Here is a 15,594-nt window from a genome sequence, read left to right as displayed (position 1 = left end):
GCGCTGGCCGGTGGCGTGACAGTGATGGCCACGCCAAGCTCCTTCATTGATTTCAGCGCCCAGGGCGGGCTGGCAGCCGACGGCAGGTGCAAGGCGTTCTCCGACAGCGCCGACGGGGTGGGCTGGTCGGAGGGCGTGGGTGTGCTGGTGCTGGAGCGGTTGTCGGACGCGCGCCGAAACGGGCACGAGATCCTCGCGATCGTGCGGGGGTCTGCGGTCAATCAGGATGGTGCGTCGAACGGGTTGACGGCGCCGAATGGTCCTTCGCAGCGTCGGGTGATTCGCCAGGCGCTGGCTGGTGCGGGGCTGGCTTCCGCTGATGTGGACGTGGTGGAAGGTCACGGCACGGGTACGACGCTGGGTGACCCGATCGAGGCGCAGTCCCTGCTGGCCACCTATGGGCAGGACCGGCCGGAGGACCGGCCGCTGCTTCTTGGGTCGATCAAGTCGAACATCGGTCACACGCAGGCCGCCGCGGGTGTTGCCGGTGTGATCAAGATGGTGCTGGCGATGCGGCACGGCCTGCTGCCGAAGACGTTGCATGTGGATGCGCCGTCCTCGCATGTGGACTGGAGTGAGGGTGCGGTTGAGCTGGTGACCGAGGCGGTGGGGTGGCCGCGGACCGACCGCCCGCGCAGGGCTGCGGTGTCGTCGTTCGGGATCAGCGGCACCAACGCCCATGTGATCATCGAGCAGAGTGCGATCGAGCAAGGCGCGGAGGCCGCGGATGTGGTGTCCGAGCGCCCGGCGCCCGTGGTGGACGGCGGGTTGTCGGTGCCGTTGCTGGTCTCGGGCCGGACCGATCAGGCGTTGCGGGCGCAGGCGGAGCGGCTGGCGTCGCACCTGGACGGTGTGCCAGGTGTCGGGCTGGCCGATGTGGCGTTCTCGCTGGCGACGACGCGGTCGGTGTTTGAGCATCGGGCGGTGGTGCTGGCGAGCGGTCGTGAGGGTGTGCTGGCCGGTCTGGGCGCGGTGGCCGAGGGCCGTCCCGGTGTGGGTGTGGTGCGTGGGGTGGCCGGGGCGGAGCCGAGGCTTGGGGTGTTGTTCACCGGTCAGGGTAGCCAGCGGGCGGGCATGGGCCGGGAGCTGTACGAGCGTTTCCCGGTGTTCGCTCAGGCGCTGGATGAGGTGATCGCTGAGCTGGACCCGCTGCTGGACGGGCCGCTGCGCGACGTCATGTTCGCCGAGGCGGAACTGCTGGATCAGACGGGGTGGGCGCAGCCGGCGTTGTTCGCGGTGGAGACGGCGTTGTTCCGGCTGGTGTCCTCGTGGGGTGTGCGGCCGGATGTGCTGGCCGGGCACTCGATCGGGGAGATCACCGCCGCTCACGTGGCCGGGGTGCTGTCCCTGAGCGATGCGTGTGCGCTGGTGGCGGCTCGGGCGCGGTTGATGCAGGCGTTGCCGTCCGGTGGGGCGATGGTGGCGGTGCAGGCAGCCGAAGAGGACGTGGCCAGCCTGCTGGCCGGGTGTTCGGGTGAGGTGTCGATCGCCGCTGTCAACGGTCCTGCCTCGGTGGTGATTTCCGGGGCCGAGGCGGTGCTTGAGGTGGCCGCTGCGCTGGAGTCCCTGGGGGTCAGGACGCGGCGGTTGCGGGTGTCGCACGCGTTCCATTCGCCGTTGATGGATCCGATGCTGGCGGATTTCCGCGCCTTGGCCGGGACGCTCGGCTATAACCCGCCGCGGATTCCGGTGGTGTCCACTCTGACCGGACAGACGGCCACGGCCGAGCAGTTGTGCTCGCCGGATTACTGGGTGGATCAGGTGCGCCAGGCCGTGCGGTTCTCCGAGGGCGTCCGTACGTTGCATGCGCAGGGTGTGCGGGCGTATCTGGAGCTGGGTCCCGACGGGGTACTGACCGCCATGGCTCAGGAAACCCTTGCCACGATCGTCGACTCGGACGTCGACGCGCGAGAGTCGGACCTGGTGCTGGTGCCGGTGTTGCGCGGGGATCGGGATGAGCAGAGTGCGGTGATGTCGGCGCTGGCCGAGTTGCATGTGCATGGGGTGCCGCTCGATTGGCGGGCGATGTTCCCGGGCGCGCGCCAGGTGGAGTTGCCCACATACGCCTTCCAACGTCGGTGGTACTGGCCGAACCCCGCTTCGGCTGGGGATGCCCGGGGGCTGGGGCAGACCGCTGCGAGCCATCCGCTGCTGGGTGCGGCGGTGGGCCTGGCCGATTCCGATGAGGCGCTGCTGACCGGGAGGTTGTCACTGGGGTCGCATCCATGGCTGGCCGATCACATGGTGGACGGGATGGTGGTGTTCCCGGGCACCGGGTTCCTGGAGCTGGCGATCAGAGCGGGTGATCAGGTCGGGTGTGACGTGGTCGAGGAGCTGACCTTGACCGCGCCGCTGGTGCTGGGTGGGGACGAGGCCGTAACGGTTCAGGTACGGGTGGGACCTGCTGACGGGTCGGGTCGCCAGGAACTGAGCATTCATGCTCGGCCTGCCGAGACGAACGATCGTGATACGTGGGTACGGCACGCCGGTGGTGTGCTGACGAGCAGTGATCACAGCGCTGGAACGGACGTTCGGAGCGATCGGCGGCAGGTCGTCGGGGCCGGTGGTGCGGCTGGCACGCTCCTTGACACGGCGGTGTTCGACACGGCGGTGTGGCCGCCGCGGGGTGCGTCGGTGATTGAGCTGGGTGGGTTGTATGACCGGCTGGCCGTGGGTGGGTTGGGTTATGGGCCGGTGTTTCAGGGGTTGCGTGCGGCGTGGCGGGGTGTGGGTGGGGAGGTGTTCGCGGAGGTCGTGTTGCCGGAGGGGGTGGTTGATGGGGGGTTGTTCGGGGTGCATCCGGCGTTGCTGGATGCGGCGTTGCATGTGGTGCCGTTTGCCGGGTTGGGGGGTTGGGGGCTGGGTGGTTCCGAGGGTGTGTTGTTGCCGTTCTCGTGGGGTGGGGTGTCCTTGCACGCGGGTGGGGCGTCGTTGTTGCGGGTCCGGCTGGTCAGGACGGGTGATGATTCGGTTTCGGTGACCGCGGTGGATGCCGCCGGGGAGATGGTGTTGTCGGCGGGGTCGCTGGTGTTGCGGCCGGTCTCAGCTGATCGGTTCGCCCTCGCTTCCAGTGATCGCACGATGGGGCGGGATGCGCTGTTCGGGGTGGAGTGGACGCCGCTGACGGAGCTTGCGGTGCCGGTGGCGGTGCTCGGTTCGGACGTGCTCGGCGCAGTGCTGGCGGGCCCGAGCGGCGATCGCGATGGGCTGGTGCTGCCGGCTCACGCGGACCTGTCGGTCCTGGAGGGGCCGGTGCCTGGTGTGGTGCTGACCGAGGTCGTCTCCGACCCGGCCGATGGGGTGGTGGAGTCGTCGCATGCGCTGACTGCCAGGGTGCTGGATGCGGTTCAGGGGTGGCTGGCCGATGACCGGTTCGCTGATTCGCGTCTGGTGGTGGTGACTCGGGGTGCGGTCGCGGTGGGTGCGGGTGAGGTGGTCACCGATCTGGCGGCTGCGGCCGTGTGGGGTCTTGTCCGTAGTGCGCAGTCGGAGAATCCGGGCCGGTTCGTGCTGGTGGATGTCGATGGTGAGCTGTCTGACTCGGTGCTGGCCGGGGTGCTGGCGTCGGATGAGCCGCAGGTGGCGGTACGCGGGGACGAGGTGCGGGTTGCCCGCTTGGCGCGGGTGGTGCCCGGTTCTGCCCTCGGCGAGGACGGTGTCCGCGCGTGGGATCCAGAGGGCACGGTGTTGATCACCGGTGGGACCGGTGGTCTGGGTGCGTTGTTCGCGCGGCATGTGGTGGCCGGGCGTGGGGTTCGGCGTCTGCTGCTGGCCAGCCGCCGGGGGGCCGATGCCCCGGGTGCGCTGGAGTTGCGGGCCGAGCTGATCGCGCACGGCGCCGAGGTGGAGATCGTCGCGTCTGATGGGGCGGATCGTGAGCAGGTGGCGGCTCTGCTGGCCGGGGTGGATCCCGCTCATCCGCTGACGGCGGTCATTCACACCGCTGGTGTGCTGGATGACGGGACGATCTCGTCGTTGTCGGCGGAGCGTGTGGATGCGGTGCTGCGGCCGAAGGTGGATGCGGCCTGGTATTTGCACGAGCTGACCCGGGATCTGGATCTGGCGGAGTTCGTTGTGTTCTCGTCGGTGGCGGGGGTGTTCGGTGGGGCGGGTCAGGGCAACTACGCGGCGGCGAACGCGTTCTTGGATGCGCTGGCTGAGTATCGGCGTGCCCTGGGTTTGGCGGGGTTGTCGCTTGCGTGGGGTCCGTGGGCGCAAGACGCGGGGATGACGGGAGGATTGGCTGAGGTTGATCTTCGGCGGATGACGCGGGCGGGGATCTCGGCCTTGGCGGTCGAGCAGGGGTTGGCGTTGTTCGACGCGGCGGGTGTGGTGGGTCGTGCGGCAGTGGTGGCGGCACGCTTGGATGCGGCGGCCGTGGCACGGGCGGGTGGTGAGGTGCCGCATCTGTTGCGGGGGTTGGCTCGGGGGGTTCGCCGGTCGGCGGTGTCGGCATCGGCGTTGGTGCCGGTGACAGGTGATGGGTCGCTGGGTGGGCGGCTGGCCGGCATGGGACAGGCCGATCGGGTGCGGTTTGTGCTGGATTTGGTGCGTGCGCAGGTCGCGGCGGTGCTGGGGCACGCGTCGGCGGACGCCGTCCAAGCGCGGCATGAGTTCCGTGAGCTGGGTTTTGACTCGCTCACCGCGGTGGAGTTGCGTAACCGGCTGGGTGTGGTGACGGGGTTGCGGTTGCCGGCGACGTTGGTGTTCGACTATCCGACTCCGGTTGTGCTGGCGGAGTTCCTGTTGGGCGAGTTGCTGGGTGAGCAGGCCGGTTCGGCTGTGCTGTCGCCTGTGGTGCGTTCGGTGGCGGATGACCCGGTGGTGATCGTGGGGATGGCGTGCCGGTATCCGGGTGGGGTCGCATCTCCGGAGGATTTGTGGCGTCTGGTGGTTGAGGAGACCGACGCGATCACGGGTTTCCCGACGAATCGGGGGTGGGATCTGGATGGCATCTATGATCCGGATCCTGGCCGGGTGGGGGCGTCGTACACGCGGCATGGCGGGTTCCTGCATGACGCCGACGAGTTCGACGCGGGGTTTTTCGGGATCTCGCCGCGTGAGGCGCTGGCGGTTGATCCGCAGCAGCGGTTGCTGCTGGAGGTGTCGTGGGAGGCGGTCGAGCGGGCGGGGATCGAGCCGGGGTCGTTGCGGGGCAGCCAGACCGGTGTGTTCACCGGGGTGATGTACAACGATTACGGCCTGACCCTGGGCAACGCCGCCGGCCGGGTGCATCAGGCCGCGGTTGGCGAGGGGCTTGGCGGGCGCGACGCGGTCGAGGGTTATGAAGGGACCGGGACCGCGCCGAGCGTCGCTTCCGGCCGGGTGTCGTACACCCTGGGTTTGGAGGGTCCGGCGGTGACGGTGGACACGGCGTGTTCGTCGTCGCTGGTGGCGTTGCATCTGGCGGCGCAGGCGCTGCGCTCGGGAGATTGCTCGCTGGCGCTGGCGGGCGGGGCCACGGTGATGTCGACTCCGAACACCTTTATCGGGTTCGCCCGGCAGCGTGGTCTGTCGGTTGATGGGCGGTGCAAGGCGTTCTCCGACAGCGCCGACGGGGTGGGCTGGTCGGAGGGCGTGGGTGTGCTGGTGCTGGAGCGGTTGTCGGACGCGCGCCGAAACGGGCACGAGATCCTCGCGATCGTGCGGGGTTCGGCGGTCAATCAGGATGGTGCGTCGAACGGGTTGACGGCGCCGAATGGTCCTTCGCAGCGTCGGGTGATCCGGCAGGCGCTGGCCGGTGCCGGTTTGTCGGCGTCCGAGGTGGACGCGGTGGAAGGCCACGGTACGGGTACGACGCTGGGTGACCCGATCGAGGCGCAGGCGCTGCTGGCGACCTACGGGCAGGACCGGGACGAGGATCGTCCGTTACTGCTGGGTTCGATCAAGTCGAACATCGGTCACACGCAGGCGGCTGCGGGTGTGGCGGGCGTGATCAAGATGATCATGGCGATGCGCGAGGGTGTGGTGCCGCGCACGTTGCATGTGGATGCGCCGTCCTCGCATGTGGACTGGAGTGAGGGTGCGGTTGAGCTGGTGACCGAGGCGGTGGGGTGGCCGCGGGCCGACCGTCCGCGCAGGGCTGCGGTGTCGTCGTTCGGGATCAGCGGCACCAACGCCCACGTGATCATCGAGCAAGGGTCGGAGGTTCCGGAAAGTCGGACCGGGGCGGTGGATCCGGGGCTGGTTCCGGTGGTGGTGTCGGGTCGGTCGGCTGGGGCGTTGCGGGCGCAGGCCGGGCGGCTGGTCGCCCGTCTGGAGGGTGCTGCTGGTCTGGGTCTGGCCGATGTGGGGTTCTCGCTGGCTGCGACGCGGTCGGCGTTCGAGCATCGTGCGGTGGTGCTGGCCGGGGACCGTGACGGTCTGCTGGCCGGGCTGGGCGCGCTGGCGGAGGACCTGCCGGGTGCGGGTGTGGTGCGCGGGGTGGCCGGTGCGGAGCCCCGGCTCGCGTTCCTGTTCACCGGCCAGGGGAGTCAGCGGGCGGGGATGGGCCGGGAGTTGTACGACCGTTTCCCGGTGTTCGCGCAGGCGCTGGATGAGGTGATCGCTGAGCTGGACCCGCTGCTCGACAGGCCGTTGCGCGAGGTCCTGTTCGCTGAGGCGGAGTTGCTGGATCGGACGGGGTGGGCGCAGCCGGCGTTGTTCGCGGTGGAGACGGCGTTGTTCCGGCTGGTGTCCTCGTGGGGTGTGCGGCCGGATGTGCTGGCCGGTCATTCGGTCGGGGAGATCACGGCGGCGCATGTGGCCGGGGTGCTTTCGCTGAGTGATGCGTGCGCGCTGGTGGCGGCTCGGGCGCGGTTGATGCAGGCGCTGCCCGTGGGTGGGGCGATGGTGGCGGTGCGGGCTGCTGAGGACCAGGTCGCGAGCCTGCTGGCCGGGCGTGCGCATGAGGTGTCGATCGCCGCCGTCAACGGGCCTGCCTCGCTGGTGGTCTCCGGGGTCGAGGAGGCGGTGTTTGAGGTGGCCGCTGCGCTGGAGTCCCTGGGGGTCAGGACGCGGCGGTTGCGGGTGTCGCACGCGTTCCATTCGCCGTTGATGGATCCGATGCTGGCGGACTTCCGCACGCTGGCGAGCAGGCTCGTCTACAACCCGCCGCAGATCCCCATTGTGTCCACCCTGACCGGCCAGGCGGCTACGGCCGAGCAGGTGTGCTCGCCGGGTTACTGGGTGGAGCAGGTCCGTGGCGCGGTCCGCTTCGCCGCTGGCGTCCGCACGCTGCACGCCCAGGGCGTACGGGCCTATCTGGAGCTGGGCCCTGACGGCGTCCTGACCGCGATGGCGCAGGACACCCTTGCGGCGGAGATCGAGGCGAACGCGGTCGCGGGTGCCGATGGGCTGGCGGGCTTGGTGCGCGATGCTGAGGCGGGGGCGGCGGAGCTGGGTGCGGTGCTGGTGCCGGTGCTGCGCAGGGATCGGGACGAGCAGAGCGCGGTGATGTCGGCGCTGGCCGAGTTGCACGTGCATGGAGTGCCGCTCGATTGGCGGGCCATGTTCCCGGGCGCGCGCCAGGTGGAGCTGCCCACATACGCCTTCCAACGTCGGCGGTACTGGCCGAGGCCGTCGCTCGCTGGTGCCGGGGATGTCACCGCCGCCGGGCTCGGAGTGCCGGATCACCCCTTGCTGGGAGCGGCCGTTGAGCTGGCCGGCGGCGACGAGGTGCTCTTCACCGGCCGGTTGTCGACGCGGTCGCATCCGTGGCTGGCCGATCACGTGGTGTCGGGCCGGGTGGTGGTGCCGGCGACGGCGTTCCTTGAGCTGGCGATCCGGGCCGGTGACGAGGTCGGCTGCGCCCAGGTGGACGAGCTGACCCTTGCCACGCCGTTGACGCTGCCCGAACACGGCGGCGTCCAGGTACAGGTGCGGCTGGGCGGCCCCGACGAAAGGGGACGCCGGCCGGTGAGCGTGTACGCGCGGCCGGAAGACGAGCAAGAGCGGCCTTGGACACGGCATGCCGGCGGCCATCTGGCGGTCGAGGCGCCGGCCCCCGATGCCCCGTTCGACACGACGGTGTGGCCGCCGGCCGGTGCGGAGCCGGTCTCGTTGGAAGGCTTCTACGAGGGGCGGGCGGCGGACGGTTTCGACTACGGGCCGGCGTTCCGTGGCTTGACCGCGGTGTGGCGATGCGGCTCGGACATGTACGCCGAGATCGGCCTCCCTGAGCAGGACGCGGCTGAGGCAGGGGCGTTCGGCATGCATCCGGCGCTGCTGGACGCGGTGCTGCAGCTGTGCCTGTTCCTCGACCAGAGCCAGGAGGCCAGGCGCAAGGTGCCCTTCGCATGGGAGGGCGTGTCCTTGCATGCGGCGGGGGCCTCAGCGGTGCGGGTGCGGATGTCCTGGGCCGGACCGGATGCGATGTCGATCGTGATCGCCGGCGCGGGAGGTCCCGCGGCCTCGATCACGTCGGTGGCTCTGCGCGTCCAGTCGGACGAGCTGGCCGCGGGCTCGCGCGCGATCGGAAGGGACAGCCTGTTCCGGCTGGACTGGGTCGCGGTCTCGCCGGTGCCTGCGGTCGCGCCGGGCACTCTGGCGGTGGTGGGTCCGGACGAGTGGGGGCTCGCCGAGGCTCTTGCCGAGGTCATGGGTGGTCCCGTCAGGACAGGTGCCGATCTGCGGTCGCTGGGAGAGGCCTGCGAGGGCGGTGCTCCCGTGCCGCGCACGGTGCTGGTCCCCGTGGCCGCAGGCGGGGGCGGTGAGGTACCGGTGGCCGCGCACAGGGTGGCGTCGTCCGTGCTGGACCTGGTGCGATCCTGGCTCGCCGATGAGCGGTTCGCGGATTCGCGGCTGGCGTTTCTCACCCAGGGCGCGGTGGACGGCGATGACGTGGCGGCGGCGACGGCGTGGGGGCTCGTACGCGCCGCCGAGGCCGAGCACCCGGGCCGGTTCGTGCTGGTCGACCTCGACGACCTCAACCAGAGCGGCGACCGTGACCGAGAAGCCGGCCCTGACCGCGTGGGCCCGTCGACAGCGTCGATCGCCGCGCTGCCGCAGGCCCTGGCCGCCGCCGAGCCGCAACTGGTGATCAGGGATGGTGCCGTGTCGGCCGGTCGGCTGGCCCGGGTCTTCCCGCCCGCCGAGCTACCGGCCCTGGCCTGGGACCCGGCCGGTACGGTGCTGATCACGGGCGGCACCGGCGGCCTGGGCGGCATACTGGCCCGCCACCTGGTGACCGTACATGGCATCGGGCACGTGCTGCTGGCGAGCCGTCGCGGTGCGCGGGCGGAGGGCGCGGGTGAGCTGGTGGCGGAGCTGACCGGGCTCGGCGCTCACGTGACCGTCGTGGCATGCGACCTGGCGGACCGCGATGCCGTCGCCGGCCTGCTGTCCGGGATACCCGCCGAGCATCCGCTGACCGCGGTGGTGCACGCGGCAGGCGTGCTGGACGACGGTCTGATCGGCACCTTGACGCCGCAGAGCCTGGAGAAGGTGTTCCGGCCCAAAATCAGCGCGGCCTGGCATCTGCACGAGCTGACCAGAAACCAGAACCTGTCCGCATTCGTGCTGTTCTCCTCGGCGGCGGGGACGTTCGGGACGGTCGGGCAGGCCAACTACGCGGCGGCGAACACCTTCCTGGACGCGCTCGCCCGGCGCCGCCGAGCCGAAGGCCTGCCAGGGCTGTCACTGGGATGGGGCCCATGGGCCCAGGACGGCGGCATGACCCGCGCGCTGAGCCAGGCCGACATGGGCAGGCTCGCCAGGCGCGGCATGCTCCCGCTATCTTCAGATCACGGTCTGGCACTGTTCGACGCGACCGTCACGGGCGACGAACCGGCCGTGCTGCCCGCGCGCCTGAACCTGACGGCATTCCGCGCAGGTCAGGACATCCCGCCCCTGCTCCGAGGGCTGATCCGGCCGTCGGCCCGGCAGCAGGCGACGGCCGCGGCGGCGACCCTCCTCGCTGATCGCCTCGCGCCACTCGGGGCAGACGCCCGAAGGGCCGCCTTGCTGGAACTGGTCCGCGACCAGATCGCCTTGGTGCTGGGCCATGCGGACGGCAACGAGATCGAGCCGTTGAACAGCTTCCAGAGCATGGGCTTCGACTCGCTGACCGCGGTTGAGGTGCGCAACCGGCTGTCCGGGGCCACCGGGCTGCGCCTGCCGGTCACCCTGGTGTTCGACTACCCGAACGTCACGGCGCTGACGGAGTTCCTCCTGGCGGAGTTGCTGGGCGAACACGGCGGCGCGGCGTCCGCGCGGGCAACGGCGCGAACGGTCACCCCGGCCGATGACGATCCCGTGGTGATCGTGTCGATGGCGTGCCGCTACCCGGGCGGTGTGACCTCCCCCGAGGATCTGTGGCGGCTGGTCGTGGCAGGCGGGGACGCGATCTCGGCGTTCCCGGCCTCTCGTGGCTGGGATCTGGAGTCGCTGTACGATCCCGACCGCGAGCGCACGGGCACCAGCTATGTGCGCGAAGGCGGGTTCCTGCACGAGGCGGGCGAGTTCGACCCCGGCTTCTTCGGCATCTCGCCCCGTGAGGCGCTGGCGATGGATCCGCAGCAGCGGCTGCTGCTGGAGGCGTCCTGGGAGGCGATCGAGCGGGCCGGAATCGACCCGCTCTCGCTGCGCGGCAGCCTCACGGGCGTATTCGCCGGGGTGATGTACCACGACTACGCGACAAGCGCGGAGTTCCCGCCCGACGTGGTGAGCTTCATGGGCACCGGTACGGCAGGCAGCGTCATGTCCGGACGACTGTCCTACACTCTCGGCCTGGAAGGCCCGGCCGTGACGGTGGACACCGCCTGCTCCTCCTCACTGGTGACATTGCACCTGGCGGCCCAGGCACTGCGCGGCGGCGAATGCTCGCTGGCCCTGGCCGGCGGAGTGACCGTGATGGCCACCCCGGCCGCGTTCATCGACTTCAGCGCCCAGGGCGGGCTTGCGGGGGACGGCCGATGCAAGTCCTTCGCCGAGGCCGCCGACGGTGTCGGCTGGTCCGAGGGCGTCGGGATGCTGGTGCTGGAACGCCTGTCCGACGCGCGCCGCAACGGCCACCAGGTGCTGGCCGTCGTACGCGGGTCGGCGGTGAACCAGGACGGCGCCTCCAACGGGTTGACGGCACCGAACGGGCTGTCACAGCAGCGCGTGATCCGCCAGGCTCTGACCGGCGCCGGGCTGGCCGCCGCGGACGTGGACGCGGTGGAAGGCCACGGGACCGGGACCAGGCTGGGCGACCCGATCGAGGCGCGGGCGCTGCTGGCGACCTACGGCCAGAACCGGCCGGATGACCGCCCGCTGCTGCTGGGCTCGATCAAGTCGAGCATCGGCCACACCCAGGCGGCCGCGGGTGTCGCCGGTGTGATCAAGATGGTCATGGCCATGCGCCACGGAGTGCTGCCCAGAACAGTGCACGTGGACGCGCCCTCTTCGCACGTCGACTGGAACCAGGGCGCGGTGGAGCTGCTCATCGAGAACCGCCCGTGGCCAGAGGCGGGTCGTCCGCGCCGGGCCGGTGTGTCCTCGTTCGGCATCAGCGGAACCAACGCACACGTGATCCTTGAGCAGGCACCGCCAACCGTGGCCGCCGAAACCGGTGCTGCCCCGGGCCCCGTGCCGGTGCTGGTCTCGGGGAAGACGAATGACGCGTTGCGCGCCCAGGCGGCACGTCTGCTGCCACGGATCGCCGACGACCTCTCCCTCGCGGACGTCGGCTTCGCACTGGCGATCACCCGCTCGGCGTTCGAGCATCGAGCGGCGGTGGTGGCCGGTGACCTGGACGAGCTCCGGGCGAGCCTGGCGGCCGTGGCGGAGGGGCGTTCGGCGCCTGGAGTGGTCCACGGGCGTGGCGCGCGGCCGGGCCGGCTCGCGGTGCTGTTCACCGGGCAGGGCGCTCAACGGGCCGGAATGGGCCGCGGGCTGTACGAGCGGTTCCCGGTGTTCGCCGACGCTTTCGACGCCGTGCTCGCCCACCTCGATCCCGAGCTGCGCGAGGTGATGTCCGGCGACACCGAACTGCTGAACCAGACCGGATACACCCAGCCGGCGCTGTTCGCGCTGGAGGTGGCGCTGTTCCGGCTGGTGGAGTCCTGGGGCCTCAAGCCGGACTTCCTGTCCGGGCATTCGATCGGCGAGATCACGGCGGCGCATGTGGCCGGCGTGCTGCCGCTGGAGGACGCGTGCCGGCTGGTGGCGGCGCGTGCCCGGCTCATGCAGGCGCTGCCGCCGGGCGGGGCGATGGCCGCCGTACAGGCCGCGGAGCAGGAGGTGCTGCAGTGCATCGCCGGGCACGAGGGCGAGGTCTCCATAGCCGCGGTGAACGGTCCGGCCTCGGTGGTGATCGCGGGTGCCGAGGAACCGATCGCCCGGATCACCTCCAGGCTGGAGGCCGATGGACGCAAAACGACGCGGCTGAAGGTGAGCCACGCGTTCCATTCGCCGCTGATGGAGCCGATGCTGGCGGATTTCCGCGCCCTGGCCGGGACGCTCAGCTACCATCCGCCGCAGATCCCTGTGGTCTCAACCGTGACCGGCGGGCCGGCGTCGGCCGACGAGCTGTGCTCGCCCGACTACTGGGTGGAACAGGTACGCCACGCGGTCAGATTCGCCGACAGCGTGGCCACGCTGCACCGTCAGGGGGTCACCGCGTACCTCGAACTGGGACCCGACGGCGTGCTGACCGCGCTGGCCGAGGACGCCATCCCGGCTGAAGGGGCAGGGCCGGTGCTGGTCCCGGCGCTGCGCGGAGACCGCGACGAGCAGACCGCCATCATGACGGCGGTGGCGATGTTGCACGCGCACGGTGCCACGGTGGACTGGCCGGCCGTGTTCGGCGCCGCCTTCCCGGGCGCCCGCCGGGTGGACCTGCCGACGTACGCCTTCCAGCACCAGTGGTTCTGGCCGAGCGGACGGCGCGTGGGCGACGCCAGAGATCTCGGGCTCGCGGCGGCCGCGCACCCGCTGCTGGGGGCTGCGGTGATGCTGGCCGGGTCGGACGGTGTCGTGCTCACCGGCCGCCTCTCGCTGCGGTCGCACCCGTGGCTCGCCGACCACGTCGTCGGCGGGACGGTGGTCTTCCCCGGCACGGGACTGCTGGAACTCGCCATCCGGGCCGGAGACCAGACCGGGTGCGATCGGGTGGAGGAGCTCACCATGGCCACCCCGCTCGTGCTCGGCGAGCGGGACGCGATGGCCGTTCAGGTGTCGGTGGGCGCACCCGACGCGTCGGGTCGCCGAGAGCTCGCCGTCTACGCGCGGCCCGCCGACGCGGCCGACGACGAGCCATGGATACGGCATGCGACTGGCGTTCTCTCCGGCGACGGCGACGGCGACGGCGCGACCGCGGGCGGGGTCGCGGCGTTCGACACCGAGGTGTGGCCGCCGCGGGGAGCGTCCGCCGTCGAGCTGGACGGCCTCTACGACCGGCTCGCCGAAGGCGGGTTCGGCTACGGACCGGTGTTCCAGGGGCTGCGCGCGGTCTGGCGGCGCGACGACGAGGTGTTCGCGGAGATCGCCCTGCCGGACCAGGTCGGCGACGCCGGCTCCTACGGCGTGCACCCGGCGCTGCTGGACGCCGCCCTGCACGCGGTGCCGTTCCTGGAGGCGGCCAGGCCCGAGGCGGGGCGCGTGCCGTTCGCGTGGGGCGGCGTGCACCTGAACGCCGGCGGCGCGACGATGCTGCGCGTGCGCGTGACCAGGACCGGCGAGGACACGGTGTCGGTGACCGCCGTGGACATGGCGGGAGCGACCGTGCTCACCGCCGAGTCACTGGTGGCGCGTCCGGCCTCGCCCGGCGCGCTGGTCCCTGACCGCCGGACGCCACGGGACGCGCTGTTCCGGCTGGAGTGGACGCCGCTGCCCGAGGAGCCGGCCGCTGTCGCGGAGCCCGGCGTGGCGGTGCTGACCGGGGACCTCGCCATGCTGGACGGCCGCGCCCTGCCGACGGACGCGCCACGCGCCGTGGCGGTGACCGTGTTCCCCGCCGAGGGCTCCGCCGACGCGGTCGTCGCCGCGACGCGCGAGTCCACCGCCCGCGTTCTGGGCCTCCTGCAGCGCTGGCTCGCGGAAGACCGGTTCGGCGACATCCCCCTCATCGTGGTGACGAATGGCGCGGTCGCGGTCCAGGACGACGTGCGCGACCTGCCGGGGGCCGCCGTGTGGGGCCTGGTCCGCGCCGCGCAGGCGGAGAACCCGGGCAGGTTCGTGCTCCTCGATCTCGATGTGCCGCGAGAGCCGTCCACGGCGCTGCTCTCGGCCGTGCTGGCCTGTGGCGAGCCGCAGCTCGCGGTGCGTGACGGGGTGCTGAGAGCGGCACGCCTGACGCCGGTGGCGCCGGGTGAGGACACCGTACGGCGGTGGGACCCGGCGGGCACGGTGCTGATCACCGGTGGCACGGGCGGTCTCGGCGTCGAGGTGGCGCGGCATCTGGTGAAGGAGCACGAGGTACGCCATCTGGTGCTGGCCGGTCGTCGCGGGCCGGCGGCGCCGGGCGCGGAGGAGTTGCGGGCCGAGCTGGTCGCGTACGGCGCCGAGGTCACCATCGCCGCGTGCGACGTGTCCGACCGGGACGCGCTCGCCGCCCTGCTGGCCGCCGTACCCGCCGAGCATCCGCTGACCGCGGTCGTCCACGCGGCGGGGGTGCTGGATGACGCGACGATTCCCGCGCTCCGGCCCGAGCGGCTGGACGCCGTGCTGTGGCCCAAGGCGGCGGCCGCCTGGCACCTGCACGAGCTCACCCAGGGCATGGATCTCGCCGCGTTCGTGCTCTTCTCGTCGGTGGCCGGCCTGGCCGGCGGCGCGGGGCAGGGGAACTACGCCGCGGCCAACGCCTTCCTCGACGGCCTGGCCCACCACCGGCGGGCCGCCGGGCTGCCCGCGCTGTCCTTGGCCTGGGGGCCCTGGGCGCGGGACACCGGGATGACCGCCGGGCTTGACGACGCCGATCGGCGGCGGATGGCACGAGCGGGCATTCGCCCGCTGACGGTGGAGCAAGGGCTGGCGCTGTTCGACGTCGCCCGCGCCGTGGACCGTCCGGTGCTGGCGCCGGTCCGGCTCGATCTGTCGGCGCGTGCGGACGTTCCACCGTTGCTGAGAGGCATGGTGTCCGCCAGGCGCCGTACGGCCACCGGCAGGCAGGAGGAACCGGACACCCTGCTGCGCAGGCTGACCGCTCTCGGCGCGGCCGAGCGTGCCGAGGCGCTCGTCACTCTCGTACGGGCCGAGGTGGCGGGCGTGCTCGGACATGCCGGAGCCGGCTCCGTCGAGTCGGACCGCGCCTTCAAGGAACTGGGCTTCGACTCCCTCACCGCCGTCGAACTCCGCAACCGGCTGACCGGCGCCACCGGGCTGCGGCTTCCGGTCACCCTGGCGTTCGACCACCCCACGCCGCTCGCGCTCGCGGACCACCTGCTCGACCGGCTTGGCCTGAGCGAGCAGACCGGGTCGGCCGCGCTGCTGGCCGAGCTCGCGAAACTGGAGAAGGCTTTCACCGAGATGACCGTCGACATCGACGTGCACAAGCAGGTCGCGGCGCGTCTGGACATTCTGAGGACCAAATGGGCGGCACTGGCGCACGATTCCGGCGACGCGGAGTTCGACCTCGATTCGGCCACGGACAACGAGATGTTCGACATCCTCGACAACGAGCTCGGCTTGTCGTGA

At 71.4% G+C, this 15,594-nt stretch carries 1 protein-coding gene (only partly in view); it reads left to right on the top strand.

What is annotated here, in order from left to right; translation table 11 throughout:
- A protein-coding gene (locus ABGB08_RS22835) for an SDR family NAD(P)-dependent oxidoreductase (RefSeq protein ID WP_347593436.1) crosses the window boundary here: on the top strand, positions 1–15,594 show its 3' portion. The gene continues 12,318 nt to the left of window position 1, outside the view; 15,594 of the gene's 27,912 nt are visible here — the last part of the coding sequence; the start codon falls outside the window, past its left edge; its stop codon occupies positions 15,592–15,594.

The organism is Acrocarpospora sp. B8E8 (genome assembly GCF_039871605.1).
Classification (GTDB): Bacteria; Actinomycetota; Actinomycetes; order Streptosporangiales; family Streptosporangiaceae; genus Acrocarpospora; species Acrocarpospora macrocephala.
This window is presented reverse-complemented; position numbering and strand designations above follow the sequence as displayed.